Annotated in this window: 23 protein-coding genes and 1 riboswitch; of the genes, 12 read left to right on the top strand and 11 right to left on the bottom strand. The window is 70.3% G+C overall.

Annotated elements, in window-relative coordinates:
- On the top strand, positions 1-579 hold the full coding sequence (locus AB0D99_RS30290; RefSeq protein ID WP_362369310.1) for an RNA 2'-phosphotransferase: 579 nt from the start codon (positions 1-3) through the stop codon (positions 577-579).
- Positions 580-700: 121 nt separating this feature from the next.
- On the opposite strand, the gene AB0D99_RS30285 is transcribed toward AB0D99_RS30290, so the two are convergent.
- Complete coding sequence (locus AB0D99_RS30285; protein ID WP_362369308.1) at positions 701-1603, bottom strand: LLM class flavin-dependent oxidoreductase; 903 nt, start codon at positions 1601-1603, stop codon at positions 701-703.
- Positions 1604-1818: 215 nt separating this feature from the next.
- On the opposite strand from AB0D99_RS30285, the gene AB0D99_RS30280 reads away from it, so the two are divergent.
- Entirely contained in the window at positions 1819-2685 is an 867-nt protein-coding gene (locus AB0D99_RS30280) for a Cof-type HAD-IIB family hydrolase (protein WP_362369305.1), read from the top strand.
- Between the two features lie 182 nt (positions 2686-2867).
- On the opposite strand, the gene AB0D99_RS30275 is transcribed toward AB0D99_RS30280, so the two are convergent.
- Genes AB0D99_RS30275 through AB0D99_RS30260 form a run of 4 tightly spaced genes read right to left on the bottom strand, consistent with a single transcriptional unit; the run spans position 2868 to position 10738 of the window.
- Complete coding sequence (locus tag AB0D99_RS30275; RefSeq protein ID WP_362369302.1) at positions 2868-4580, bottom strand: GAF domain-containing protein; 1713 nt, start codon at positions 4578-4580, stop codon at positions 2868-2870.
- 20 nt (positions 4581-4600) lie between these two features.
- Positions 4601-8182, bottom strand: a complete 3582-nt coding sequence (gene cydD, locus AB0D99_RS30270; RefSeq protein ID WP_362369299.1) for a thiol reductant ABC exporter subunit CydD — start codon at positions 8180-8182, stop codon at positions 4601-4603.
- A gap of 24 nt (positions 8183-8206) precedes the next feature.
- Positions 8207-9211 (bottom strand): cytochrome d ubiquinol oxidase subunit II, encoded by a 1005-nt coding sequence (cydB, locus tag AB0D99_RS30265; RefSeq protein WP_362369296.1) that lies wholly within the window; start codon positions 9209-9211, stop codon positions 8207-8209.
- An 18-nt stretch (positions 9212-9229) separates the two neighbouring features.
- Positions 9230-10738 (bottom strand): cytochrome ubiquinol oxidase subunit I, encoded by a 1509-nt coding sequence (locus AB0D99_RS30260; protein ID WP_362369293.1) that lies wholly within the window; start codon positions 10736-10738, stop codon positions 9230-9232.
- A gap of 205 nt (positions 10739-10943) precedes the next feature.
- Between AB0D99_RS30260 and AB0D99_RS30255 the strand changes: the two genes are divergently transcribed.
- Positions 10944-11324 (top strand): cyclophilin-like fold protein, encoded by a 381-nt coding sequence (locus AB0D99_RS30255; protein WP_362369290.1) that lies wholly within the window; start codon positions 10944-10946, stop codon positions 11322-11324.
- 39 nt (positions 11325-11363) lie between these two features.
- Here AB0D99_RS30255 and hisC read toward each other — a convergent pair whose 3' ends face one another.
- The gene (gene hisC / locus AB0D99_RS30250; protein ID WP_362369328.1) at positions 11364-12461 is read right to left on the bottom strand and encodes a histidinol-phosphate transaminase; all 1098 of its coding nucleotides are present in this window, start codon (positions 12459-12461) and stop codon (positions 11364-11366) included.
- Positions 12462-12838: 377 nt separating this feature from the next.
- Here hisC and AB0D99_RS30245 point away from each other — a divergent pair, with 377 nt between their 5' ends.
- The 3 genes from AB0D99_RS30245 to AB0D99_RS30235 all read left to right on the top strand — a co-directional run bounded on the left by AB0D99_RS30245 (position 12839) and on the right by AB0D99_RS30235 (position 16513).
- Positions 12839-13945 carry a LacI family DNA-binding transcriptional regulator gene (locus AB0D99_RS30245; protein WP_351658196.1) on the top strand — a complete coding sequence of 369 codons (1107 nt, stop codon included), beginning with the start codon at positions 12839-12841 and terminating at the stop codon, positions 13943-13945.
- 237 nt (positions 13946-14182) lie between these two features.
- Positions 14183-15517 (top strand): metallophosphoesterase, encoded by a 1335-nt coding sequence (locus tag AB0D99_RS30240; RefSeq protein ID WP_362369286.1) that lies wholly within the window; start codon positions 14183-14185, stop codon positions 15515-15517.
- A gap of 159 nt (positions 15518-15676) precedes the next feature.
- Complete coding sequence (locus AB0D99_RS30235; RefSeq protein ID WP_362369283.1) at positions 15677-16513, top strand: hypothetical protein; 837 nt, start codon at positions 15677-15679, stop codon at positions 16511-16513.
- 83 nt (positions 16514-16596) lie between these two features.
- Here AB0D99_RS30235 and thiC read toward each other — a convergent pair whose 3' ends face one another.
- The gene (gene thiC / locus AB0D99_RS30230; RefSeq protein ID WP_362369280.1) at positions 16597-18369 is read right to left on the bottom strand and encodes a phosphomethylpyrimidine synthase ThiC; all 1773 of its coding nucleotides are present in this window, start codon (positions 18367-18369) and stop codon (positions 16597-16599) included.
- A riboswitch (TPP riboswitch) is annotated at positions 18363-18510 on the bottom strand. Its footprint overlaps the gene before it by 7 nt.
- Positions 18511-18548: 38 nt before the next feature.
- On the opposite strand from thiC, the gene AB0D99_RS30225 reads away from it, so the two are divergent.
- Entirely contained in the window at positions 18549-19922 is a 1374-nt protein-coding gene (locus AB0D99_RS30225; RefSeq protein ID WP_362369277.1) for a YibE/F family protein, read from the top strand.
- A gap of 35 nt (positions 19923-19957) precedes the next feature.
- On the opposite strand, the gene AB0D99_RS30220 is transcribed toward AB0D99_RS30225, so the two are convergent.
- From AB0D99_RS30220 to AB0D99_RS30205, 4 genes are all read right to left on the bottom strand, one after another.
- Positions 19958-20392, bottom strand: coding sequence for an SsgA family sporulation/cell division regulator (locus AB0D99_RS30220; protein ID WP_362369274.1), 435 nt, complete (start codon positions 20390-20392; stop codon positions 19958-19960).
- A gap of 137 nt (positions 20393-20529) precedes the next feature.
- Positions 20530-21300, bottom strand: a complete 771-nt coding sequence (locus tag AB0D99_RS30215; protein ID WP_362369271.1) for a helix-turn-helix domain-containing protein — start codon at positions 21298-21300, stop codon at positions 20530-20532.
- 281 nt (positions 21301-21581) lie between these two features.
- Positions 21582-21800: a DUF5326 family protein gene (locus AB0D99_RS30210; RefSeq protein ID WP_362369268.1), complete on the bottom strand. Its 219-nt coding sequence runs from the start codon at positions 21798-21800 to the stop codon at positions 21582-21584.
- A 132-nt stretch (positions 21801-21932) separates the two neighbouring features.
- Positions 21933-22250: a cupin domain-containing protein gene (locus tag AB0D99_RS30205; protein WP_329118392.1), complete on the bottom strand. Its 318-nt coding sequence runs from the start codon at positions 22248-22250 to the stop codon at positions 21933-21935.
- A gap of 51 nt (positions 22251-22301) precedes the next feature.
- Here AB0D99_RS30205 and AB0D99_RS30200 point away from each other — a divergent pair, with 51 nt between their 5' ends.
- From AB0D99_RS30200 to AB0D99_RS30180, 5 genes are all read left to right on the top strand, one after another.
- Positions 22302-22679, top strand: a complete 378-nt coding sequence (locus tag AB0D99_RS30200) for a phage holin family protein (RefSeq protein WP_362369263.1) — start codon at positions 22302-22304, stop codon at positions 22677-22679.
- Between the two features lie 6 nt (positions 22680-22685).
- On the top strand, positions 22686-23174 hold the full coding sequence (locus AB0D99_RS30195; protein WP_362369260.1) for a low molecular weight protein-tyrosine-phosphatase: 489 nt from the start codon (positions 22686-22688) through the stop codon (positions 23172-23174).
- Entirely contained in the window at positions 23171-24340 is a 1170-nt protein-coding gene (locus tag AB0D99_RS30190) for a cystathionine gamma-lyase (protein WP_362369257.1), read from the top strand. Before AB0D99_RS30195 ends, AB0D99_RS30190 begins: the two co-directional genes overlap by 4 nt.
- A gap of 273 nt (positions 24341-24613) precedes the next feature.
- Entirely contained in the window at positions 24614-25510 is an 897-nt protein-coding gene (locus tag AB0D99_RS30185; RefSeq protein ID WP_362369254.1) for a LysR family transcriptional regulator, read from the top strand.
- Positions 25511-25545: 35 nt separating this feature from the next.
- Positions 25546-26025, top strand: coding sequence for an NUDIX hydrolase (locus AB0D99_RS30180; RefSeq protein ID WP_362369251.1), 480 nt, complete (start codon positions 25546-25548; stop codon positions 26023-26025).
- Positions 26026-26053: the final 28 nt, after the last annotated feature.

Genomic DNA, 26053 nt, shown 5'->3' with positions numbered 1-26053 from the left:
ATGAACAGATCCAACGAAGGACCCGGCCGAGGAGCCGGTGACGAGCGACGCACGGTGAAGGTGTCGAAGTACCTCTCGAAACACCTGCGGCACCAGCCCGAGCGGATCGGCCTGGTCCTCGACGCGAACGGCTGGACCGAGATCGACACCCTCCTGCGGGCAGCCGCCGAGCACGGCTTCCCGATCAGCCGCGCCGAGCTGGACCATGTCGTCGCCGCCAACGACAAGAAGCGCTTCGCGATCGAGGGAACGCGGATCCGGGCCAGCCAGGGCCACACCGTCACCGTGGACCTGGACCTTCCGCCCGCCGAACCGCCCGCGTACCTCTACCACGGTACGGTCGCCTCCCACCTGGACGCCATCCGGGACGAGGGCCTGCGGCCGATGGCCCGTCACCATGTCCACCTCTCCCCCGACCGCGAGACCGCGACCCGCGTCGGCGCACGTCGTGGCCGCCCCGTCGTCCTCAGCGTGGACGCCGGCGCGATGCACCGCGCCGGGTACGTCTTCCACGTCAGCGCCAACGGGGTCTGGCTGACCGACACCGTCCCGCCGGCGTTCCTCCGCTTCCCCGGCTGAACTCCCCCGCGCAGCGTCCACGGCGCGCCCGTGCGCGGGGCGCGGTCCGCGCCCCGGACACCGCGCGTCCGCGCGTTCGTGCCTCCGTACGTCCGCGCGTCCGTGCGTCGATCGGTCGCGCTCAGCCCAACTGGGCGACGGCCTCGATGGCGATCTTCTCGAAGACGGCCTGATCGGCGGCGAAGTCGGAGCCGGGGATCGGCCAGTGGATCACGATCTCCGTGAAGCCGAGGTCCCTGTGGGTGCCGGCGAAGTCCACGAAGGCGTCCACGGACTCCAGCAGGCGGCCCCGATCCGGGGTGAACCCGGTGAGCAGGATCTTGTCCGGCTCGTCCACGTCCCGGCCGATCTCCGCGCATGCCTTGCCGAGCTTCTCGATCTGGCTGCGGAGGGCCTCGACCGACTGCTCCGGCGTGCCCTCCTCGTACAGCTTCGGGTCCCCGGTCGTCACCCACGCCTGCCCGTGGCGCGCGGCGAGCTTCAGCCCCCGCGGCCCGGTCGCCGCGACGGCGAACGGCAGCCGCGGGCTCTGCGCGCAGCCGGGGATGTTCCGGGCCTCCTCGGCCGAGTAGAACGTGCCCCGCTGCGAGACGGCCCCCTCGGTGAGCAGCCGGTCGAGCAGCGGCAGGAACTCCCCGAAACGGTCCGCGCGCTCCTTGGGCGACCAGGCGTCCTGACCGAGCGCGGTGGCGTCGAACCCGTTGCCGCCCGCGCCGATGCCGAGCGTGACGCGCCCGCCCGAGATGTCGTCCAGGGAGATCAGCTCCTTGGCGAGCGTCACCGGGTGCCGGAAGTTCGGCGACGTCACCAGGGTGCCCAGACGCAGCCGCTCGGTGGCCGTCGCGGCCGCCGTGAGCGTGGGCAGGGCGCCGAACCAGGGCCCGTCACGGAAGGTCCGCCAGGACAGGTGGTCGTAGGTGTACGCGGCATGAAAGCCCAGCTCCTCGGCTCGCCGCCAACGGTCACGGCCGCCTTCGTTCCAGCGGTGGACGGGAAGGATCACGGTGCTCAGGCGCAGGGTCATACCCACGAGCCTACGACCGCCCCGCACACCGGCACGGACGGCACCGGCTCCCCGACGCGCGAGGACCCCGCGACCCCACCCGGCACCGGGGCGCATGGGGTGGACGAACAGGGAGGTGATCGGGGTCTACGGACGGGACGCGAGCTGACGAAATCGGTCCTCTCAGATGTGCGCCCCCTCGCACGCCCGTGCACGAGGTGCGGAAGAATGGATCGGTGACCTCACCCCACGCTCCGCGCCCCGCCGCCCCGGCCCCCCGGCTGATCGCCACCGACCTCGACGGCACCCTGCTGCGAGACGACAAGTCCCTCTCGGAGCGGACGGTCGCGGCGCTCGCCGCCGCCGAGCGGGCCGGTATCGAGGTCTTCTTCGTCACGGGGCGGCCGGCCCGCTGGATGGACGTCGTCAGCGAGCATGTCCACGGTCACGGGCTCGCCATCTGCGCCAACGGCGCGGCCGTCGTAGATCTGCACGCGGGTGGCACCTTCCTGAAGGTACGACCGCTGGAACGGAGCGTCGCGCTCGACGTCGTGACCGCGCTGCGCACCGCCGCCGAGGGCACCTCCTTCGCCGTCGAGCTCACCACGGGCATCCACTACGAGCCCCTGTACCCGCCCTTCTTCCTCGACCCGGGCGCCACCGTCGCGATCGCCGAGAAGCTGCTCTTCGAGGAGGAGCCCGGCGCGGCCGCCCCGGTGATCAAGCTGCTCGCCCAGCACCCGGAGCTCGACCCCGACGCCTTCCTGGCGACCGCCCGCGCCGCCGCCGGACACCTCGCCTCGTTCACCCGCTCCAGCCCCACCGCGCTCCTGGAGATCAGCGGTCTCGGCGTCTCCAAGGCGTCCACCCTGGCTCTCTGCTGCGCCGAGCGCGGCATCTCCGCCGACGAGGTCGTCGCCTTCGGCGACATGCCCAACGACATCGAGATGCTCAGCTGGGCGGGCCGCTCGTACGCGATGGGCAACGCCCACCCCGACGTGATCGCCGCCGCCTCCGGCCGTACCGTCGCCAACAACGAGGACGGCGTCGCCGTCGTCATCGAGCGCATCCTCGCCGGCACGCTCGACGAACCGCGGATCTAGGCGCGGCGCCCCCCGCGGACCCGGACCCGACTCGGCGGCCCCCGGAAGCGGCCCCCAGAACCGGAGCGGGGCGCTTGGCGCGCCTGGAGCGGGGCGGGGCGCCTCAGAGGTGCGGGCCTGGAACGGGGCGGCGCGCCTCAGAGGGGCGCACCCGGAGCGGGGCGCGCCTGGAGCGGGCGCGCCTAGAGCGGCGCCTGCCACACCACCGTCGTACCGCCGCCGTCCTCCCCTAGGCCCGGACCGCACCAGCTCGACCCGCCCAGCGACTCCGCGCGCCGCGCCAGGTTGCGCAGTCCGCTGCGCCGGCCGCCCTCCGGGATGCCGACGCCGTCGTCCGCGACCGACAGCCGGACCCCGGCGGCGCCGTCGGGGAGTCGGGCGGATGCGTCGACGACGACCTCGATCCGGGTCGCCTCCGCATGCCGGAACGCGTTGGAGAGGGCCTCACGCAGGGCGGCAATGAGGTTCTTGCCGGTGAGATCGCCGACCGTCGAGTCGATCGCGCCCAGGAACCGGTGCGCGGGCTTGAAGCCCAGCGGCACGGCCGCCATGTTGATCTCCCGCAGCACGCGGGTGCGCAGCCCGGACGGCGCCTCGGTGGGCCCCTGCTGGAGGGCGAAGATCGCGGTACGGATCTCCTGGATCGTCACGTCCAGCTCGTCCACGGCCTTGCCGACACCCTCGCGCACCGCGGGCACGATCGACTTCCGCTGGGCGCTCTCCAGCATCATCCCCGTGGCGAACAGCCGCTGGATCACGAGATCGTGCAGGTCACGGGCGATCCGGTCACGGTCCTCGAAGACGGCGAGCCGCTCCCGGTCACGCTGGGCGTCGGCCATCATCAGCGCCAGCGCCGCCTGGGAGGCGAACTGCGTGGCCAAGGTCCGCTCCGTCTCCGTGAAGGGCCTGCCGCCCCGAAGCCTGGGCATGGCGAGCGCGCCGAGCACCTTCCCGCCACTGTGCAGGGGCAGCAGCATGCTCGGCCCGTACTGGGACGCCAGCCGGCTGATCATGCGCGGGTCCCCTGAGGCGTCGTCCACGAAGACCGCCTCGCCGCCGAGCAGTTGCTCCACCACGGGGCTCTCCGGCGGGATGACCACACCCAGCGAGCTGCTCGGCCGGTCCGCGGAGACGGCGACGATCTCCAGACCGCCGTCCTGGGCGGGCAGCAGCACGATCCCGGCGGCCGCGTCGGCGAGCATGCGGGCCTGTTCGGCGACCACGGCGAGGGCGTCGTCCGCGTCACCGCCGGAGAGCAGGGCGGTGGTGACCGCGACCGAGCCGTCGATCCAGCGCTCCCGCTGCCGTGCGGCCTCGTAGAGACGGGCGTTGCCGATGGCGATCCCGGCCTCGGTGGCGAGGACCCTGACCATGTGGACGTCGTAGTCGTTGAACTCGCCGCCGCCGTTCTTCTCGGCCAGGTAGAGGTTGCCGAAGATCTCCCCCTGGACCCGGATCGGAACCCCGAGGAAGGTCCGCATCGGAGGGTGCCCCGGCGGGAAACCGGCGGCGCGCGGGTCCTTGGACAGATCCGCCAGCCGGATCGTCTCGGGTTCGCGGATCAGCGCGCCGAGCAGCCCGGCGTGCCCGTCCGGGCGACGCCCGATCCGGCGGGCGACCGCCTCGTCGACACCGAAGGTGACGAAGTCCGAGAGCCCTTCGCCCTCCTCGTCGACGACGCCGATCGCGGCGTAGCGGGCGTCGGCGAGTTCGGCCGCCGTCTCGCAGATCCGGTCGAGCGTCGAGTGCAGTTCGAGCCCGGTCCCGACCGAGCGCATCGCCTCCAGAAGCTGCGGCACCCGTGCCGTGAGCTCGGTCGACAGGCCCTGGAGGCTGCGGGTGGCCTGGGTGGCGGCTTCCAGAGGGTCCGGGACGGCGGGCTCGGCGGCGGTCATGACCTTGAGCCTAGTAAGTCCTATTTGGCGAGAAAAGTCGGGTGGCCCGCGCCGCTGCCCGTGGCGAGCAGGAGATCCGTCTCCCGCTCCTGCTCCAGCATCCGGCGCAAGGGGCCGTCGGCCCGCGCCAGCTCCGCGTAGGGCCCGCGCTGCACCGTCCGGCCCTCCTCCAGGACCACCACCTCGTCGACGGCGTCGAGGCCGTGCAGCCGGTGGGTGATCAGGACGGTGGTCCGGCCCTCGGTGGCCCGCAGCAGATCGTCGGTGAGCGCGTCCGCCGTGGCGAGGTCCAGGTGCTCGGCCGGCTCGTCGAGGACGAGGACGGGGAAGTCGGCGAGGAGCGCCCGGGCGAGCGCCAGACGTTGCCGCTGCCCGCCGGAGAGCCGTGAACCGTGCTCGCCGACCGGTGTGTCGAGGCCGTCCGGCAGACCGTCCACCCAGTCGAGGAGCCTCGCCCGGCCGAGGGCGGCCCGGAGCTCCTCGTCGTCGGCGCCGGTGCGCGCCAGGCGCAGGTTCTCCCGGATGGTGCTGTCGAACGTGTGGGCGTCCTGGGCGCAGAGTCCGACGAAGCGACGGACGTCGTCGCCGTCGAGCTCCGCCGCCGCCACCCCGCCGAGCCGGTACGAGCCGGCGCCGGCGTCCAGGAACCGCAGCAGCACCTGGGCGAGGGTGGTCTTGCCCGATCCGGACGCACCGACGACGGCCACCCTGCGCCCGGCCTCCAGCCTGAGCGTGAAGTCGCCGAGCGCGTCCCGCTCCTGACCCGCGTGGCGGGCGGAGAGGCCGTCGAGCTCCAGCGGGAAGGGACTCCTCGGGGCTGCGGCGGGCCGCTCGGGCTCGTGTACGGGGACGGGCGCGTCGAGCACCTCGTACACCCGCTCGGCGCTGCGCTTCACACGCTGGCGGTACTGCACGGCCAGCGGGAGGCCGGTGACGGCCTCGAAGGCGGCGAGCGGGGTGAGGACGACGACGGCGAGCGTCACTCCGTCGAGGCGTCCGTCGCGGACGGCCTGGACACCGACGAACGCGGCGGCGGCGACCGTCACTCCGCAGGCGAGCGCGGACAGACCGGCACCGACCGCGGTCGCGGCGGCCTGCCGGGAGGCGATGGAGGTGAGCGTGCGGTCGGCGGCCCCGGCCCGCTCGACCCGGTTCTTCAGCGCACCGGCGACGGTCAGTTCGGCGCAGCCGCGCAGCAGATCGAGGACCGTGACGGCGAGAGCTCCACGGGCGGGGGCGAGCCGTCGTTCGGCCCGGCGGGCCAGGGTGCCGCTCAGCAGCGGGACGGCCACTCCGGCGGTCAGCAGGCCCGCGGCGAGCACGGCCCCGGCCTCAGGCAGCAGCCAGGTGGTGAAGCCGACGGAGCCGACCCCGACCACGAGCGCGGCGCCGGCGGGCAGCAGCCACCGCAGCCAGTAGTCCTGGAGGGCGTCGACGTCCTGGACGAGCCGGGAGAGCAGGTCGCCTCGGCGGGTGCGGCGCAGCCCGGCGGGGGCGATGCGCTCCAAGCGGCGGTAGACCGACACCCGAAGTTCGGCGAGCATCCGCAGCACGGCGTCATGGGACACGAGCCGCTCGGCGTACCGGAACACCGCCCGTCCGATGCCGAACGCCCGCGTGGCCGTGACGGCCACCATCAGATACAGCACGGGCGGCTGTTCGGACGCCCGCGAGATGAGCCACCCGGACACCGCCATGAGCCCGACGGCCGAACCCAGTGCCAGGCTCCCGAGCAGCAGGGCGAGCCCCATCCGGCCCTTCAGTTCCCCCGCCATGTCCCGGACGCGCCTGAACACCGGCCGCCCGACGCCGTTCCCGGGCTCGATGCCCGCCGCCCGTACGGGCTCCGTTCCCGGCGCGGCCTGACCGGGCACGACGACCGTCGCCTCTGCGGTGGCGGGGGCCGTCGCCGCCTCCGGTCGCTCGTCGGCACCGGCCGGCTCCACCACGTCCACGGCGGTCCGCCGGAGCTCGACCACGCGGTCCGCGACCGCGAGCAGCGCCGGCCGGTGGACGACCAGAAGCACGGTGCGACCGGCCGCGAGACGGCGGACCGCGTCCACCACGGCCGCCTCCGTCTCGCCGTCCAGCGCCGCCGTGGGCTCGTCCAGCAGCAGCAGCGGCCGGTCGGCGAGGAAGGCGCGGGCCAGAGCGAGGCGCTGGCGCTGCCCCGCGGAGAGGCCGACCCCGTCCTCGCCCAGTGGCGTCTCCGCACCCTCCGGGAGCCCGGCCACGAAGGCGTCGGCCCCCGCGTCGCGCAACGCCTCCCGCACCGCTTCGTCGGTGGCGTCCAGCCGGGCCAGCCGGACGTTCTCGGCGATGGTGCCCGCGAAGAAGTACGGACGCTGGGGCACCCAGGCGATCCGCGTCCGCCAGTCCTCCGGGGCCAGGGCTCCGAGCTCCACGCCCCCGACGCGGACCGAGCCACCCTGTTCGGGGGCCGTGAACCCCAGCACCACATCGAGCAGCGTCGATTTGCCCACCCCGCTGGGGCCCACCAGCGCCACCGTCTCGCCCGGCTCCACGACGAGTGAGGCCGCGTCCAACGAGGGCTCCACCCGCCCGGCATGACGCACGGTCACGTTCTCCAGCTCGATACGCGCCGACGACGGCACGGCCGCCGAGCCGTGCTCCCTCGCCGGGGTCTCGAGGACCTCGAAGATCTCCTCCGCGGCGGCCAGCCCCTCCGCGGCCGCGTGGTACTGCGCGCCCACCTGCCGGATCGGCAGGTACGCCTCGGGCGCCAGCACCAGAATGACCAGTCCGGTGTAGAGATCGAGGTCCCCGTGGACCAGCCGCATGCCGATGCCGACCGCGACCAGTGCCACCGACAGCGTCGACAGGAGCTCCAGGGCGAAGGACGACAGGAAAGCGATCCGCAGCGTCTTCATCGTCGCCTGCCGGTACTCCGACGTGATGGCGCGGATCGAGTCGGCCTGCGCCTTCGCCCGACCGAACACCTTGAGCGTCGGCAGCCCGGCCACCACGTCGAGGAAGTGGCCCGAGAGCCGGGACAGCAGCTTCCACTGCCGGTCCATCCGGGCCTGGGTGTACCAGCCGATGAGGATCATGAAGAGGGGGATGAGTGGCAGGGTCACGACGATGACCGCCGCCGAGACCCAGTCCTCGGTGACGATCCTCGCCAGGACCGCCACGGGGACCACCACCGCGAGCCCCAGCTGCGGCAGGTAGCGCGAGAAGTAGTCGTCGAGCGCGTCGACCCCACGGGTGGCGAGGGCGGCCAGCGATCCGGCCTTCTGCCCACTGAGCCATCCCGGCCCCAGCGCGGCCGCCTGTGCCAACAGCCGACCGCGCAGTTCGGACTTGACCGCCGCGCTCGCCCGATGGGCGGCCAGCTCGGTCAGCCAGGAGACCAGCCCCCGCCCCGCCGCGACGGCGGCGAGCAACAGCAGCGGCGTGGTCAGATCGGAGACCGAGAGGCCCTTCTGGAAGGCCCCCACCACCACCTCGGCGATGAGCATCGCCTGGGCGACGACCAGCGCCGCCCCGGCCAGGCCGAGCACCACCACTGCCGTGAGGAAGAGACGAGTGGCTCGGGCGTACCGGAGCAGACGCGGATCGATCGGTTTCACGTGAAACATTCCCTCGTGGTGAGCGCGGCCCTCTTAGTGAGCGGCGTCGGCGATGTGCTGCGTGCCGATCCGCTTACGGAACACCCAGTAGGTCCAGCTCTGGTAGAGCAGCACCAGGGGCGTCGCGACCGCCGCACACCAGGTCATGATCTTCAGCGTGTACGGGCTCGACGACGCGTTCGTCACCGTAAGACTCCACTCGGGGTTGAGTGAAGACGGCATGACGTTGGGGAAGAGCGTCAGGAAGAGCATCGCCACCGCCGCGGCGATCGTGATGCCCGAGAGCGCGAACGACCAGCCCTCGCGCCCCGCCTTGATCGCCCCGATCGCGCCGACGAGCGCCACCACGGCGACGAGCATGGCGGCGAGGCTGCCCCCGTCGCCCTTGTCCATCTGGGTCCAGACCATGAAGCCCAGCCCGAGGACGGCCGCGGCGAGGCCCAGCTTCAGCGCGAACGCCCTCGCCCGGACCCGGATGTCGCCGACCGTCTTGAGGGCCGCGAAGACCGCCCCGTGGAAGGTGAAGAGGGCGAGCGTGACCAGACCGCCCAGGATCGCGTACGGATTGAGCAGGTCGCCGAAGGTGCCGACGTACTCCATCTCCGCGTCGATCTTCACCCCGCGCACGATGTTGCCGAAGGCGACACCCCAGAGCACGGCCGGGATCAGGGAGGTCCAGAAGATCGCCTCCTCCCAGTTGCGCTGCCAGTTCTCCTCGGGCCGCTTCGCCCGGTACTCGAAGGCGACACCGCGCACGATCAGACAGACCAGGATGATCAGCAGCGGCAGGTAGAAGCCGGAGAAGAGCGTCGCGTACCACTCGGGGAAGGCGGCGAAGGTCGCGCCGCCGGCGGTCAGCAGCCACACCTCGTTGCCGTCCCAGACGGGACCGATCGTGTTGATCAGGACGCGCTTCTCCGCACGGCTGCGAGCGAGCCCCTTGGTCAGGACGCCGATCCCGAAGTCGAAGCCTTCGAGGAAGAAGTAGCCGATCCAGAGGACCGCGATGAGTACGAACCAGACGTTGTGGAGTTCCATGCCTCGATCTCCTGAGCCTCAGTACGAGAAGGCCATGGGCCGGTCGGGGTCACGGTGGTCCCCGCCGATCTTGGTGGGCGGGTTGAGGTCGTCCTCGGTGAGCTCGGGAGGTCCGGCCTTGACGTACTTAACCAGCAGCTTGACCTCGATCACCGCGAGGACCGCGTAGAGCAGGGTGAAGACGATCATCGAGGTGAGCACCTCGGCCTGGGAGGTGCCGGGGGAGACCGCGTCCCTGGTGCGCAGCACGCCGTAGACGACCCAGGGCTGCCGGCCCATCTCGGTGAAGATCCAGCCCCAGGAGTTGGCGATCAGCGGGAAGGCCATGGTCCAGAGGGCGATGATCCAGTACCACGTGGTCAGGCGGGGGCTGAGCGCCTTCCGCTTGAACAGCACCAGATTCGGCACCTCGTCCTCGCCGGTCCGCATCCCCGGCGACAGCATGAACTTCTTGCGGGTCAGCCAGAGGCCGACCATACCGATGGCCAGCGAGGCCATGCCGAAGCCGATCATCCAGCGGAAGCCCCAGTAGGCGACGGGGATGTTGGGCCGGTAGTCACCGGGTCCGAACTTCTCCTGCTCGGCCTTGTTGATGTCGTTGATGCCCGGGACGTACGAGCTGAAGTCGTCGTTCGCGAGGAAGGAGAGCAGGCCCGGGATCTCTATGGCCACCTTGTTGTGACCCTCGTCGACATCGCCGTAGGCGAAGATCGAGAACGGTGCCGGCGCCTCGCCGTCCCAGAGCGCCTCCGCGGCGGCCATCTTCATCGGCTGCTGCTTGAACATGACCTTGCCGAGCAGGTCGCCGCTGATGGCCGTGCCGAGTCCGGCGATGATCAGCGTGATCAGGCCGAGCCGCAGGGAGGTCCGCATCACCGGGACGTGCTTCTTGCGTGCCAGGTGGAAGGCGGAGATGCCGACCATGAACGCGCCGCCGACCAGGAATGCGGCCGTCATGGTGTGGAAGAACTGGGTGAGGGCGGTGTTCTGGGTGAGCACCAGCCAGAAGTCGGTGAGCTCGGCCCGGCCCCGCTCCTCGTTGATGCGGTAGCCGACCGGGTGCTGCATCCAGGAGTTGGCCGCCAGGATGAAGTACGCGGAGAGGATCGTGCCGATCGACACCATCCACATGCAGGCCAGGTGGATCCTCTTGGGGAGCTTGTCCCAGCCGAAGATCCACAGCCCGATGAACGTGGACTCGAAGAAGAACGCGATCAGCGCCTCGAAGGCGAGCGGGGCACCGAAGATGTCTCCGACGAAGCGCGAGTAGTCGGACCAGTTCATGCCGAACTGGAACTCCTGGACGATGCCGGTGACGACACCCATCGCGATGTTGATCAGGAAGAGCTTGCCCCAGAACTTCGTCGCCTTGAGGTACTTCTCCTTCTCCGTGCGCACCCAGGCTGTCTGCAGGCCGGCGGTGAGGGCGGCGAGGGAGATCGTCAGGGGAACGAAGAGAAAGTGGTAGACGGTGGTGATGCCGAACTGCCACCGCGCCAGAGTCTCTGGCGCCAGAGCTAGGTCCACGTCGTCTTCTCCTTACGTCGCCGTGGTCACAGGGGCAGTTTGCCCCTTCAAATCCACCGATCCCGGCACGAACGGGACACGCTTGTGAACGCGTTCACATTCACAAGCATTATGGCTCATGCGAAATCCGTACGTAAGACCGGGGGGTACCCCTACCGAAGGTCACCCCTTCCCACGGCCTTCAACATATTGTTGAATCCAGGGCATGACCCTTCAGATCCGCATCTCCTGGCCGGCCGGACACACCACGGCCACCCTCGAAGAAACCCCCACGAGCAAGGCGCTCGTGGGGGCTCTCCCGATCTCGTCCACCGCCCGGACCTGGGGCGAGGAGGTCTACTTCGACACTCCGGTCTCCGTCGCGGTCGAGTCCGACGCGCAGCAGGTGGTGGAGCCGGGCACGGTCGCCTTCTGGACCGACGGCGACGCGCTCGCGCTCCCCTACGGCCCCACCCCGATCTCCCGGGGCTCCGAATGCCGGCTCGCGAGCCCGTGCAACCTCCTGGGCTCGCTCGACGGTGATCCGCGCGTCCTGGCCACCGTCAGGGACGGCGACCCGATCCGCGTCGAGCGCGTCGAGGGCTGACCGGCCGCCCCCGACCCACTCCCCCTCCCACCGGGCTGATCAGCCCTCCTTGCGGAAGCCCTCCGTCGTCTTCAGGAACAGGTCGTTCGCCTCGCACTCACCGATCGTGACGCGCACGCCCTCACCCGCGAACGGCCGCACCACCACGCCGTGCCGCTCGCACTCCGCCGCGAAGTCCATCGTCCGCTCACCGAGCCGCAGCCAGACGAAGTTCGCCTGGGTGTCCGGCACGGTCCAGCCCTGGGCCACGAGCCCCGCGTGGACCCGCTCGCGCTCGGCCACCAACGAGCCGACCCGTCCCAGCAGTTCGTCCTCGGCCTGCAGCGAGGCGACCGCCGCGTCCTGCGCCAGCTGGCTCACGCCGAACGGCACCGCCGTCTTGCGCAGCGCCGCCGCCACCGGCTCGTGGGCGATCGCGAAACCGACCCGCAGGCCGGCCAGGCCGTACGCCTTGGAGAACGTCCGCAGCACCGCGACGTTCGGGCGGTCGCGGTAGAGCTCGATGCCGTCCGGGATGTCGGCGTCACGGACGAACTCGCGGTACGCCTCGTCGATCACCACCAGGACGTCGGAGGGCACCCGGTCCAGGAACCGCTCCAGCTCGGCCCGGCGCACCGCCGTGCCCGTGGGGTTGTTCGGATTGCAGACGAAGATCAGCCGGGTCCTGTCGGTGATCGCCGCGGCCATCGCGTCGAGGTCGTGGACCTCGCCGTCGGTCAGCGGCACCTGCACCGACGTGGCCCCGCTGATCTGCGTGATGATCGGGTACGCCTCGAAGGACCGCCAGGCGTAGATGACCTCGTCACCCGGGCCCGAGGTGGCCTGGAGCAGCGACTGCGCGACGCCCACCGAGCCGGTGCCGGTCGCCAGGTGCGAGACGGGGACGCCGAAACGGTCGGCGAGCTCCGTCATCAGGCCGGTGCAGGCCATGTCCGGGTACCGGTTGAAGTGGGAGGCCGCGGCCAGCGCGCGCTCCATCACGCCCGGCAGCGGCGGGTACGGGTTCTCGTTGGAGGACAGCTTGAAGGCGACCGGGCCGCCCGCGGCGGCCGGCTTGCCCGGCTTGTACGTGGGGATGCCGTCCAGCACGGCACGCAGCCTCGGGCCGCCCGCGCTCGTCCCGCCGGTCTCGCTCACTGAGCTCACTGTGGTCCTCCTCGACCGTCCTACCACCAATACTCCTCACCTTATGAGGATTCGCCTCCGGTGCGAATGGGCTGTGGACAACGGGTCGGACAAGCTGTGGACAACAGGGGGAGCGCGGACAAGGGTGGCGCGCGCCGGTGGCGGGCGCCGTGGCGCGCATCCCCCGTAGAGGTGAGTTGAGACCTCTTCGAGACATCGGACCTGTGGCAGGTTCATGCGATTCGACAACCTTAGATCACACCCAAGGGACCCTAACTCCCTTGACTTCCAAGGCAGTTACCGTGGTTCGACCATGCAGAAACGTGCCTGTCAACAAGTGAATATGCGACCGGCCCAACCACCCGCCCTCGCCCTACTATCGGCTCGCCATGACAGCAGCAGGGAAGCACCAGGTGAGCCGGGCACAGACCCGGGGAAGCCGGCAGGGACGAGCGGGCATCCGGGACGTGGCCGCCGCCGCCGGGGTCTCCATCACGACTGTCTCCGACGCGCTCAACGGCAAGGGCCGGCTCCCGGACGCCACCCGCCGCCACGTCCGCGAGGTCGCAGACCGGCTGGGCTACCGCCCATCCGCAGCGGCCCGCACGCTCCGTACCGGCAAGTCGGGCCTCATCGGCCTGACCGTGACGACCTACGGGGATGAACCTTTCACCTTCACCGAATTCGCGTACTTCGCGGAGATGGCCAGAGCCGCCACATCGGCCGCGCTCGCGCGCGGCTACGCGCTGGTCATCCTGCCCGCCACCTCCCGCCATGACGTCTGGTCGAACGTCGCCCTCGACGGCACCGTCGTCATCGACCCCTCCGACCACGACCCGGTGGTCACCGAACTGGTCCGCCAGGGCCTCCCCGTCGTCTCCGACGGACGCCCCGCCGGCACGCTCCCGGTGACCGCCTGGGTCGACAACGACCACGAAGCCGCCGTCCTCGACCTCCTCGACCATCTCGCCGCCGCCGGCGCCCGCCGGATCGGCCTGCTCACCGGCACCACCACCGACACGTACACCCGCCTGTCCACCACCGCGTACCTCAACTGGTGCGAGCGGGTCGGGCAGGACCCCGTCTACGAGGCCTATCCGGCGCACGATCCGTGCGCGGGCGCCGTCGCGGCCGACCGGCTGCTCGCCCGCCCCGACCGACCCGACGCCGTCTACGGACTCTTCGACCCCAACGGAACCGATCTGCTGGCGGCGGCCCGCCGCTACGGACTGCGCGTCCCGGACGACCTGCTGCTGGTCTGCTGTAGCGAGTCCACCGTCTACGCCAACACCGAACCGCCCATCACGACCCTCTCGCTCAAGCCCCGCAGGATCGGCACGGCCGTCGTCCAGCTCCTCATCGACGCCATCGAGGGGATCGACACCGACGGACCGGTCGAGCAGGTCATACCGACCGAGCTCATCGTCCGGACGTCCTCCCAGAGGCGTTCGCCGCGTACGACGGTCAGCCCGCCCCGGTCACCTTCGAAGGACTAGCGAACCCCTCAGTACCGGTCGGATTCCGGGCCGGGCAGGAGCCAAACCCAGCCCGGCCCGGTCCCGACCCTGGCCTGGACCTTCTCAATTCGGGCGAAACAACCGATGAACCCGGAGTGGACCCGGATTCACCACCCCTGGTGCGTCACACAGGCGGACCCTCATTCCTATGATGGGCGCACGACACCGCGGACCACCCCGACCAGGCCGGTCCGCGATGTACAGGGCATCGCGACGGTGGTGGAGGGGTCGATGACTCAGGGGGCCGGGCAGGAACCCGTGGTGCGCACGGCGACATTGCGTGACTTCCGCGTACCGCCGTACGCCCGCGTGCCCGTGCAGGGCCACACCACCGAGCCTCCCACCGGCACCCCGGGCGGTGCCTTTGCCGAGCCGGGCACGTTCCCCGACCAGGGCGCGCTCCACGGAACCGGTGTCTCCCCCGAGCCCGTCGCCCTCCTCGAACCCGACGCCCCGGTCGCCCACCGGGTGCCCGTGGACCCGCGCGCCGTCCACGAACCCGTCGCGCCCGTCGGATCGCTCGCTCCCACGCTCCAGCTCCCCCTCGCCGGCGACATGTCCTCCATCGTCGCCGTCGCGACCGGCCACCCCGGGAACGCCTTCCCCGACGAGGCCCTGCCGGACGGCTACACCCCCACCGAGCGCGACCTCCCGGTCATCAACCGGGGCGACACCGTGCAGGTCCGCGTCGACCCGGAGCCGGCCCCCGGGGCCGCCCCGACCACCGACGGCCCCGGCCCGCTCTACGTCGTCGGCGACGTCCACGGCTATCTCGACGAGCTCGTCGCCGCCCTCCGCGCCCAGGGCCTCATCGACGAGAACGGCGCCTGGTCCGCCGGAAACGCCCGCCTGTGGTTCCTCGGCGACTTCACCGACCGCGGTCCCGACGGCATCGGGGTGATCGATCTCGTCATGCGGCTCTCCGCGGAGGCCGCGGCCGCCGGCGGCTACTGCAAGGCCCTGATGGGCAACCACGAACTGCTCCTGATCGGCGCGAAGCGCTTCGGCGACACCCCCGTCAATTCCGGGGCGGGCACCGCCACCTTCCAGGCGGCCTGGCTTCTCAACGGCGGCCAGAAGGTCGACATGGACCGCCTCCAGGACGTCCACCTCCAGTGGATGTCCCGGCTCGACGCCGTGGTGGAGGAGGACGGGCACCTGCTGATGCACTCCGACACCACCGCCTACCTCGAGTACGGCAGCACCATCGAGGACGTCAACGAGACCGTCCACGAGATCATCAACCGCAATGACGCCGACGAGGTCTGGGACCTCTTCCGGAAGTTCACCAAGCGCTTCGCCTTCCGCGACGAAGGGGGCCCGCAGGCGGTCCAGGAGCTGCTCGGCACCTACGGCGGCCGCCGGATCGTGCACGGTCACAGCCCCATCCCGTACCTCCTCGGGCAGGTCGGCACCGAGGACGGCGAGGACGGATCGGGTCCCGTCGTCGACGGTCCGCACGTGTACGCGGACGGTCTGGCGATCGCCATGGACGGCGGTGTGACCATGGCCGGAAAGCTGCTGGTCGTCCAACTCCCCCTGCATGGCTGACGCATAACCCTGCGCATCCGGGGAAGGCGATTTCGGGAAACCCCCTGTCACCCTGTGCCGAAACCGCAATACCATCGGATCATCCGTAGCAGGCTCTCCTCCGTTTCCGCCCAACTGCCCGTTCCCCACGGTCAACCAGGCCTTACGGAGCATCGGGGGATGCACATGAACGTGGCTCCGCACCTGCTGACCGAGGACCGCGCCGAGTACGAGCGCATCCTCGGCGACGCACTGCGTACCGCACACGACCGTCCGGATCTGGCCGAGATCGGGAAGCGGCTCACGCCGGAACAACTGCGCTCGATGGCCATGAGCGCGACGGCCCTGATCACCGCGGCCGCCGCGGTGGAGTACGACCACTTCGTCAAGATCCGCGCGGAAGGCCGCGCGACGAGCGGGACGAGTGTGATGGACGCCGTTCTCGTCGCGGACGGGGACGGTGCGAACGCGGGTCCCGGCGCGGGCATCGTCGCGGTCCTCACGGTCCTCGCACCGGTGCTCGCGGGCACGGCTGCGGTGATCTTCCTGCTGGTCGGGGCCGTGCTGAAGGTGCTGGCACCGACCCTCGTCTTCGCCGACACGCTCCTGACGGCGGCCTCGTTCTTCGGCGCCGTCGCCGCCGCCGGACTCCTCTGCGCGGCCGTCGGCCTCCTCATGACGGCCCTGCGCAACCGCTCCACCGAGGTTGCCGCGGGCTCCGGGGCCGGCGGTGAACCGGACGACGAGCTGTCCCGGGCGCGCGACGCCTGGCGCCGCGCCCTGCTGGAACGCGGCATCCTGCCGTTCCTGCGCGAGGCCCTGGCCGATCCCGTCGCCCACCCGGCACCACCCCTGCCGCCGCAGCCCACAGGGCGTACGGACCGCATACCGAAGATCGGCTACAGCGGACCGGACTTCTCGAGTCCGAGCGAGGGAGCCTCCGGCAGCCGTCCCCGGTACAGCAGCCCGGACTTCACCAGCCCGGAGTTCGGCCCCCCGGAGCACCGCACGGAGTGAGCCGGGGATCGACGCGGCGGGCACGCCCCGCACGACCCCCCGTGGCCGTGCGGTCCGTACCCGCCGTACGTATCCGCGCGCCGCTACTCCGCCAGCGGCAGGTACACGCGGTTGCCCGCGGCCGCGAACTCCTTGGACTTCTCCTCCATGCCGGCCGCGATCTCGTCCGACCCGAGGTCTCCGCCGTGCTCCCGGCGGATGTCCTGCGAGATCTTCATCGAGCAGAACTTCGGGCCGCACATCGAGCAGAAGTGCGCGGTCTTCGCCGGCTCCGCCGGCAGCGTCTCGTCGTGGAACTCACGCGCCGTGTCCGGGTCGAGGGCCAGGTTGAACTGGTCCTCCCAGCGGAACTCGAAGCGCGCGTCGGAGAGCGCGTCGTCCCACTCCTGCGCCCCCGGGTGCCCCTTGGCCAGGTCGGCCGCGTGCGCCGCGATCTTGTACGTGATGACACCGGTCTTCACGTCGTCGCGGTTGGGCAGGCCCAGGTGCTCCTTGGGCGTGACGTAGCAGAGCATCGCGGTGCCCCACCAGGCGATCATCGCGGCGCCGATGCCCGACGTGATGTGGTCGTAGGCGGGCGCGACGTCCGTGGTCAGCGGACCGAGCGTGTAGAACGGCGCCTCTTCGCAGATCTCCTGCTGGAGGTCGATGTTTTCCTTGATCTTGTGCATCGGGACGTGGCCCGGGCCCTCGATCATCGTCTGCACGTTGTGGCGCTTGGCGATCGTGTTGAGCTCGCCGAGCGTCTTCAGCTCCGCGAACTGCGCCGCGTCGTTGGCGTCCGCGATCGAACCGGGGCGCAGACCGTCACCCAGCGAGTACGTGACGTCGTACGTCGCGAGGATCTCGCAGAGCTCCTCGAAGTTCGTGTAGAGGAAGTTCTCCTTGTGGTGCGCCAGGCACCAGGCGGCCATGATCGAGCCACCGCGCGAGACGATGCCGGTCTTGCGACGGGCGGTCAGCGGCACGTACGGCAGCAGCACGCCGGCGTGGACGGTCATGTAGTCGACGCCCTGTTCGGCCTGCTCGATGACCGTGTCCTTGTAGATCTCCCAGGTCAGCTCCTCGGCCTTGCCGTCGACCTTCTCCAGGGCCTGGTAGAGCGGCACGGTGCCGATCGGCACGGGGGAGTTGCGCAGCACCCACTCGCGGGTGGTGTGGATGTTGCGGCCGGTGGAGAGGTCCATGACCGTGTCGGCGCCCCACTTGGTCGCCCACGTCATCTTCTCCACCTCCTCCTCGATGGAGGAGGTGACGGCGGAGTTGCCGATGTTGGCGTTGACCTTCACCAGGAACCGCTTGCCGATGATCATCGGCTCGATCTCCGGGTGGTTGACGTTGGCCGGGAGCACCGCGCGACCTGCGGCGATCTCCTCCCGGACGACCTCGGGGGAGACGTTCTCGCGGATCGCGACGTACTCCATCTCCGGGGTGATCTCACCCCGGCGGGCGTACGCGAGCTGGGTCACGGCCGCCCCGTCGCGGCCCCGGCGGGGCTGGCGGGGACGGCCGGGGAAGACCGCGTCGAGGTTCTTCAGGCCCCCGCGCGGCGAGGTGTGCTTGATGCCGTCGTCCTCGGGACGGACGGGACGGCCCGCGTACTCCTCGGTGTCGCCGCGGCTGATGATCCAGTTCTCGCGCAGCGGCGGAAGACCCCGCCGTACGTCGGTGTCGATGGTGGGGTCGGTGTACGGGCCGGACGTGTCGTACAGCGTCACGTCCTTGCCGTTGGTGAGGTGCACCTGACGGACGGGCACTCGGAGGTCGGGGCGCGAGCCCTCGACGTACCCCTTGTGCCAGCCCGGCTTGCGCTCGTCCTGGCTGGTGGCAGGCGTGCGTGCATCCTGAATGGTCATGAGACCGATCTCCCTACGCCGGCATTACCCGGTAACAGGTTCGGCGGTCGGCGCAGCCTCCTCCCGTACGTACGTCCAGTACGCGCGTACGGTGATCAGCGCCCTCTCAGCCCGGTGCTCCGAGCTCCCGCGTGTGCAAAGGTGCCACCACGCTAGCGTCAACCCGGGCGTGCTGAACAGTGGGCCCCCGCCGTTCTTGCGATGATCTGTCGGTGACTTCCTCCGAGCAGACCCCCGAACCCGACGGACCCGATGGCCGCGGGAACGCCGACCACGGGCACGGCCACACCCACAGTCACGGCCCGGCCGCGCCGGTCTCGCGGCATCTGCGCAGAGTCATCGCGGCGGTTCTGATCCCGTTCGCCACGGCCGTGGTGGTCGGGCTGGTCGTGCTGTGGCCGGGTGGCGCGCCGGAGCACGAGCGCACCGGGGTCGGCTTCGACCGGCAGACCTACGCGGGCAAGGTCACCTCGGTCGAGGAGATCGACTGCAAGGACGTGAACGCCGCGCAGGTCCCGCCCACCGCGGACCCCTCGACGCCGCAGGGCCGCGAGGCCGCCAACGCCCAGCAGGGGCAGTGCGAGAAAGCGACGATCGAGGTCACCGACGGCCCCGACAAGGGCCGTACGTTCGTCGAGATCGTGCAGCCGGACGCACCGCGTCAACTGGACGAGGGGCAGGGCGTGGTGGTGGCGTACGCCCCCGACGCCCCGCGCGACCTCCAGTACTCGGTGACGGATGTGAACCGCAAGGTTCCGCTCACGGTCCTGGCGCTGATCTTCGCCGTGGCGGTCGTCCTCGTCGGCCGGATGCGCGGAGTGATGGCCCTGATCTCGCTCGCCATCAGCTTCCTGATCCTGACCTTCTTCATCCTCCCGGCGATCCTTCAGGGATCGAATCCGCTGGTGGTGGCGGTGGTCGGATCGAGCGCGATCATGCTCATCGCGCTCTACATGTGTCATGGACTGTCGGCGCGCACCTCGGTCGCCGTGCTCGGGACGCTGATCTCGCTGCTGCTGATCGGGCTGCTCGGCTCGTACTTCATCAGCTGGGCGTCGCTCAGCGGCAACACGGACGACAACACCGGACTGATCCACGGTCTGTATCCGGACATCGACATGTCCGGTCTGCTGCTCGCGGGCATCATCATCGGCTCGCTCGGCGTCCTCGACGATGTGACGGTGACCCAGACCTCGGCGGTGTGGGAGCTCCACCAGGCCGATCCGCGCATGGGGCCCCGGGCCTTGTACCGGGCCGGGATCCGGATCGGCCGCGACCACATCGCGTCCGTGGTGAACACGCTGGTCCTCGCCTATGCCGGTGCGGCGCTGCCCCTGTTGCTGCTCTTCAGCATCGCGCAGAGCAGTGTGGGGACGGTGGCGAACAGCGAGTTGGTCGCGGAGGAGATCGTCCGGACGCTCGTGGGATCGATCGGACTGGTGGCCTCGGTGCCGGTCACGACCGCGCTTGCCGCCCTGGTGGTCTCCGCCGACCGGCCGGGCGATCCGGAGAAGCGTTCATCCCGGGGTGGACGCCGACGTCGGGCGAAGTGACGGGTACGGGGCCCTCGAAGGGGCGCCGTGCTCGTTCAGCCGGCGTTCTCCTCTGCCAGAATCCGGCCGAGCGCGGCTTCCAGGTTGTCCTCGAAGTCGCCCAGCGTCCTTTCCTGACCGAGCGGGACGAGCTTGTCCGTACGGTCGAGGAAGGCGACGAGCGGCGGGGCGCTGGCCCGGAACAGGGCGCGGTCGCTTCCGACCTGGAGCCGGATGGAGACGTCCGACAGCGCCTCGGGGTCGGTCGGCGCGATGTGGACATCGCCGTCGCCGCTCGGTCGGTTGATCCCGTCCAGCAGCAGTTCTCGCCCGAAGGCCCAGGTCACGGGCGCGTCTCCGGGGAGATGGAAGGTCATCCGCACCGCGTAGGGATCCCGGGTCTCGTACCGGAGTTCCACCGGGATCCTGAAGGAGAGCTCCTCCGAGACGAGGAAGCTCATCAGGACCTCGGCCTGAACCGACTCTCGCATCTTGTACCCCGCAGTAGATGAAGCAGTTGTGTGCAGACGGCTACTGAAAGCTGTGATCGGAACGGCCAGGAATGATCCCCATGGCCTTGGTGACGCAATCGTGCTGTAAGCACCAGCAGATCACAAGGAGTGATTTTTCAGATACTGATAGAGAAAGCGAAGGAGCTGAAGAGCCTTCCGATCTCATTCTGTAGTCGAGCGACTGCGGGGAGCAACCGTTCTTGCTGATGAAGGGGCACGGAAATGGCCATGGTGGCCGCCGTGGACCCCACGGTGAGAGGAATAGCCGCGCAAACTGTGCCCAGTGCATATTCCTGACGCTCCACCAGGGGTTCCATTCGCCCCATACCGCCCAAACGCTCCAAAAGGACTCGACGGTTACGCACCGTATACGGAGTGATGGCGTCCACCGGATGGCGGTCGAGGTGGTCTTGACGACTCTTCAGATCCAGTTGACTGAGCAGACACTGGCCGATCGCATGGGCGTGGCCGGTCTCCCGGAAGTCGGCCCACTCGTCCACGGCGGGGGCGGAGGGGGTGTCGGCCACGGCGACGAGCTCGATCTCGCCCTCGCGGTAGATCGCGAAGTAGATGGGGACGCCGATCGCGTCGCGCCAGTGCGCGAGCGAGTCCTCGATCTTGGTGCGACGATTCTGCAGAGCTCCGCCGCCGGCCAGTCGACCGGCCGCGTCGCCGAAGACGAAGACACCCTTCTCGCGGCGCAGATAGCCTTCGTGCGTCAGGGTGCGGAGCAGGTGGTACGCGGTGGGAAGCGGGAGTCCCGCTTCGCGCGCGAGCTGTTTGGCGGGAGCTCCGTCCTCATGGGAGCCCACGGCCTCCAGGAGTCTCAGCGCCCGCTGCACCGAGCCGATCAGGGTAGGGACGGCGGACTGCGAAGCCGTGGCCAAAGGTCACCCCCAGGCGTGGTGACGGGTGCCGCGCACCCGCCCGCGGGGGCCGCCCCCGCGCGCCCGCCGCAGCCTGGGAAACCGGTGGAGTCCGATGCGGGACCCGCCCGGGACAGATGAAGAACTCGCAGGTCAACACGGAGATCTACGCCCGTTTTCCCCGGGGGCGGCAGAGATTTCCACTCTAATGGCAGCCCCCAGGCACGGTCGCGGTTTCCTTCTCCGCATCCCTCGGCCGGGCTAACAGCGGGCAGCCCGGTCATACCGGCAGGTAGCTTGTGCTACCAATCCTCGCGCGAGGCCGACGAGGAGCTGAACTTCCGTACGACGTAGATCAGTCCACCGACCAGGGCCACGAAGACCAGGACCTTGAAGAGCAGACCGATCACGAACATCGCGACGCTGGTGATCAGACCGCCGAAGACGAGCAGGGCGATGAGGGGTATGGCCACCCACTTCACCCACCAGGGCATCCCCGCGAGGATCTCTCGTACCGCCATCGCGCTTACCTCATCTCCCGAAGAACTCGCTCCGCGCACTCTGCGCCGGACACTCTCGATGCTAGGGGCGGCGACGGGGGCGACGGGGGCCTCGTGGCCCTTGATGTCCCCTGATCCGACCCCTAGGGGAGATCAGGACTCCGGCGGCGAGAAGACCACCATGACCCGCAGGTCCTCGGTGATGTGGTGGAACTTGTGCGCCACCCCGGCGGGGACGTAGACCACGCTGCCGCGCGCGACCTGGGTCGTCTCCATCCCGACCGTGATCGCGGCCCGGCCGCTGACGACGAAGTACACCTCGTCCTGACCGTGAGGCTGTTGCGGGTCGAGCGCCCCCGCGTCGAGCGCGTACAGACCGACCGACATGTTCCGCTCGCGCAGGAACTGGAGATATGCGCCGTCGTTGGCGGCGCGCTCCGCCTCCAGCTCGTCCAGTCGGAATGCCTTCATCGTGCGTTCGCCCCTGCCATTGGCCCGATCATGTCTGCCACGATCAGACACATGAAGAATTTCGTAGTCAAGACGCTCGCGAACGCGGGCGCATTGGGAGTCGCCATCTGGCTGCTCCAGGACATCACCCTGACCGGCGACAGCACCGGCAAGAAGGCCTGGACGCTGATCCTCGTCGCTCTTGTTTTCGGTCTGGTGAACTTCCTGGTGAAGCCGATCGTCAACCTGATCTCACTTCCGCTGTTCATTCTCACCCTCGGCCTGATCACCTTGGTGATCAACGCCCTGATGCTGTTGCTCACCTCCTGGCTGGCCGACCAGCTCAATCTCAGCTTCCATGTCGAGGGGTTCTGGACCGCCGTGCTCGGCGGCCTGATCATCTCCGTCGTGTCCTGGGCGCTGAACGTCGTCCTCCCCGACGGGGACTGAGCGGCCATGACGTACCGCGTCTGTTTCGTCTGCACCGGCAACATCTGCCGCTCGCCCATGGCCGAGTCCGTCTTCCGCGCCCGCGTCGAGGAGGCCGGCCTGGCGGAGGCGGTGGAGGTCGACAGCGCGGGCACCGGGGGATGGCACGAGGGCCACGCCGCCGATCCGCGCACGGTCGCCGTCCTGGAGGAGCACGGCTACGGTTCCGACCACACCGCCCGCCAGTTCCGCGCCTCGTGGTTCCCGGCGCTGGACCTGGTGATCGCTCTCGACGAGAGCCATCTGCGGGAGCTCCGACGGCTCGCCCCGACCCCGGAGGACGTGGCGAAGGTGCGACTGCTGCGCTCGTACGACCCGGCGGCCGACGAACTCGACGTGCCCGACCCGTACTACGGCGGGACGGAAGGCTTCGACGAGTGCCTGGAGATGGTGGAGGCCGCGAGCGAGGGCTTGCTCACCGCGGTACGTGAGAGCGTGGAGGAGCGGACGGCATGAGCGGGGACACGTCCGGAGGCGCCGAGGTTCTCGGCGCGATCGGCGACGGGACGCGGGCGGTGCGCGCGGGACTTCCCGAGCCGGTCAAGTACGAACCGACCCTGCCGGGGCCGGTCTTCGCCGCGCACTTCCATCTGCCGGGCGACCCCAGCGGCCCCTACACCTACGGGCGGGACGAGAACCCGACCTGGACCCATCTGGAACGCGCCATCGGCGAGCTGGAGGCACCGGGGGAGCCGGGTGTCGAGACGCTGGTCTTCGCCTCGGGCATGGCCGCCATCTCCGCCGTCCTCTTCTCCCAGCTCACGGCGGGCGACACGGTCGTCATGCCGGACGACGGCTACCAGGCGCTGCCCCTGGTCCACGAGCAGCTCCGCTCGTACGGGATCGAGGTGCGCACCGCGCCGACCGGCGGCGACGCCCAGCTCACGGCCCTCGACGGAGCCCGGCTGCTGTGGATCGAGACGCCCTCCAACCCGGGGCTCGACGTCTGCGACATCCGCCGCCTGGTGCGCGCGGCGCACGAACGCGGGACGCTCGTCGCCGTCGACAACACCCTGGCCACCCCCCTCGGCCAGCGTCCCCTCGAACTCGAGGCGGACTTCTCCGTCGCGAGCGACACCAAGGGCATGACCGGACACGGCGACATCCTGCTCGGCCATGTCAGCTGCCGGGATCCGCGGCGCGCGGCGGAGGTACGGCGCTGGCGCAAGATCGTCGGGGCCATCCCCGGCCCCATGGAGGCATGGCTCGCGCACCGCTCCCTCGCCACGCTCCAGCTCCGCATCGACCGGCAATGCACCTCGGCGCTCGCCCTCGCGGAGGCCCTCGCCCAGCGGGGCGAGGTGACCGGGCTGCGGTATCCGGGACTTCCCGGCGACCCCTCGCACGCGGTCGCCGCGACACAGATGCGGCGTTTCGGGGCCGTGATCTCCTTCGTCCTTCCCGACCGGGCCTGGGCGGAGCGGTTCCTGGACGGACTGCGGCTCGTGGACGACGCCACCAGCTTCGGCGGCGTGCGCTCCACGGCCGAGCGGCGTGGACGGTGGGGTGGCGACTCCGTGCCGGAGGGCTTCATCCGCTTCTCCGTCGGTGCGGAGGATCCGGAGGACCTGATCGCGGACGTGCTGCGCACCCTCGACACGGCGGAGCGGGCCGCCGGCTGACGCGTGATGGTGTGCCCCGCAGCAGACGCACGCACCCCGCGCGCCGATGCGCAGGGCACACGGAGCGGGGCGTTCCGAGCCTCCCCCCTCATGGCTCGGAACGCCCCGGTTCCACGCGCGGAGAACCGCCCGACCAAGGCTAGTTGACTCTGCGTCAGTGTCCAATCACGGTAGCGACAGAGACCTATCGACTTATTTATAGTTGGACGGTCCCGAGGGCGCCGTCAGCCGACCGCCTGAGTCGAACGGCCGCACGGCCGGGAGGGGGCGGACATGGATCTCGCCCTGCTGCGCACATTCGTCGCGGTGCACCGGGCCGGCTCCTTCACCCGCGCCGCGGCACTCCTCGGACTCTCTCAGCCCGCCGTCACCAGCCAGATCCGCACCCTGGAACGGCAGCTGGGCCGTCCGCTCTTCCTCAGACAGGCCCGTGGTGTCACTCCCACCACCATCGGCGACGAACTCGCCCACCGCGCGGCCCCGCATCTGGACGCGCTCGTCGAGATCGCGGAGACGGGCGTGGACGAGGAGAGCGGAGTCCGCACCCTCCATCTCGCCGGGCCGCCCGAGTTCACCTCGACGCGAGCCCTGCCCGCCCTCACGCACCTCGTCTCTCAAGGGCTGACCGTCCGGGCCTCCTTCGCGGGCAACACGGAGGAGGTCCTCGACGGCCTCGCCGCCGGCCACCACGATCTGGCCATCGCCGCCGCCCGCCCACGCGGCGGGCTGCTCACCTCCACTCCTCTCTGCGACGAGGAGCACGTGCTGGTCGCCGCCCCCCGATGGGCGGCTCGGCTCGCCCCCGAGGTACTGCTGCGCAAGGGCGCCGTCGTCCTGGAGCAGCTGCCCGTGGTGGAGGTGCACGAGTCACTGCCGTTCGTCTCCCGCTACTGGGCGGCCGTGTTCGAGACCAAGCCGGCCGCGGCGGCCACCGTCATAGCGCCCGATCTGCGGGCCGTCCTGGAATCGGCGGCGTCCGGGGCCGGCCTGGCGGTGCTGCCCCGCTATCTGTGCGAGGACGCCCTGGAGCGGGGACGTCTCGTGGCACTGCTCGACCCGCCGGTCCCCCCGTTACGGACCTACTTCCTGGTCGTCCGCGCCGGCTCCCTGGCGCTCCCGCACATCGCGCGGGCTCACGACCGGCTTCTGCGAGCCTCTACGGACTGGTGAGTTTCAGGACACCCCTGGCGGGCCATTTTCTTCCCATGACCGAACGTCCTGTGGTCAAGCGCACCGCACGCGCCATCCTGCTCGATGGAAACGACCTGATCCTGATCAAGCGCACCAAGCCGGGGGTGGATCCGTACTGGGTGACGCCGGGGGGCGGGGTCGAGCCCACGGACACCACCGTCGTCGAGGCGCTGCACCGTGAGGTGCACGAGGAGCTCGGTGCCAAGGTCACCGACGTGGTCCCCTGCTTCGTCGACACCGTCGAGCACATCGTCGACGGCGGTGTCTCCGGCGTGAAGGTCCAGCACTTCTTCGTCTGCCGGCTCGAGTCCATGGACGACTCGCTGCGACACGGCCCCGAGATCGAGGAGCCGTGCGGCGAGTACGAGATCGTCCGGGTGCCGTTCAGCCGGGTCGGGATCGCCGCCGTCCATCTCGTCCCCCTCTCGCTGCGTCACTACCTGGACGGGAACATCGAGGGCGTCCGCGCGATGCACGCCCCGGACCTGGGCTAGGAGGCGAGCTCCGGTTCCTGCCCGGGGC

The sequence above is a fragment of the Streptomyces sp. NPDC047971 genome, assembly GCF_040653355.1.
In the GTDB taxonomy this organism is placed as follows: Bacteria; Actinomycetota; Actinomycetes; order Streptomycetales; family Streptomycetaceae; genus Streptomyces.
Note: the sequence above shows the minus strand (reverse complement) of the source record. Positions and strands in the feature narration are given on the sequence as shown.

Excerpts from the sequence above, each read along its gene's own strand:
- AB0D99_RS30210 (WP_362369268.1), bottom strand. The coding sequence starts at position 21,800 with ATGGCGGTACGAGAGATCCTCGCGGGGATGCCCTGGTGGGTGAAGTGG.
- AB0D99_RS30205 (WP_329118392.1), bottom strand. The coding sequence starts at position 22,250 with ATGAAGGCATTCCGACTGGACGAGCTGGAGGCGGAGCGCGCCGCCAAC.
- AB0D99_RS30255 (WP_362369290.1), top strand. The coding sequence starts at position 10,944 with ATGACCCTTCAGATCCGCATCTCCTGGCCGGCCGGACACACCACGGCC.
- cydD (WP_362369299.1), bottom strand. The coding sequence starts at position 8,182 with ATGTTTCACGTGAAACCGATCGATCCGCGTCTGCTCCGGTACGCCCGA.
- cydB (WP_362369296.1), bottom strand. The coding sequence starts at position 9,211 with ATGGAACTCCACAACGTCTGGTTCGTACTCATCGCGGTCCTCTGGATC.
- thiC (WP_362369280.1), bottom strand. The coding sequence starts at position 18,369 with ATGACCATTCAGGATGCACGCACGCCTGCCACCAGCCAGGACGAGCGC.
- AB0D99_RS30285 (WP_362369308.1), bottom strand. The coding sequence starts at position 1,603 with ATGACCCTGCGCCTGAGCACCGTGATCCTTCCCGTCCACCGCTGGAAC.
- AB0D99_RS30185 (WP_362369254.1), top strand. The coding sequence starts at position 24,614 with ATGGATCTCGCCCTGCTGCGCACATTCGTCGCGGTGCACCGGGCCGGC.
- AB0D99_RS30245 (WP_351658196.1), top strand. The coding sequence starts at position 12,839 with ATGACAGCAGCAGGGAAGCACCAGGTGAGCCGGGCACAGACCCGGGGA.
- AB0D99_RS30290 (WP_362369310.1), top strand. The coding sequence starts at position 1 with ATGAACAGATCCAACGAAGGACCCGGCCGAGGAGCCGGTGACGAGCGA.
- AB0D99_RS30235 (WP_362369283.1), top strand. The coding sequence starts at position 15,677 with ATGCACATGAACGTGGCTCCGCACCTGCTGACCGAGGACCGCGCCGAG.
- AB0D99_RS30200 (WP_362369263.1), top strand. The coding sequence starts at position 22,302 with ATGAAGAATTTCGTAGTCAAGACGCTCGCGAACGCGGGCGCATTGGGA.
- AB0D99_RS30190 (WP_362369257.1), top strand. The coding sequence starts at position 23,171 with ATGAGCGGGGACACGTCCGGAGGCGCCGAGGTTCTCGGCGCGATCGGC.
- AB0D99_RS30195 (WP_362369260.1), top strand. The coding sequence starts at position 22,686 with ATGACGTACCGCGTCTGTTTCGTCTGCACCGGCAACATCTGCCGCTCG.
- AB0D99_RS30275 (WP_362369302.1), bottom strand. The coding sequence starts at position 4,580 with ATGACCGCCGCCGAGCCCGCCGTCCCGGACCCTCTGGAAGCCGCCACC.
- AB0D99_RS30220 (WP_362369274.1), bottom strand. The coding sequence starts at position 20,392 with ATGCGAGAGTCGGTTCAGGCCGAGGTCCTGATGAGCTTCCTCGTCTCG.
- AB0D99_RS30180 (WP_362369251.1), top strand. The coding sequence starts at position 25,546 with ATGACCGAACGTCCTGTGGTCAAGCGCACCGCACGCGCCATCCTGCTC.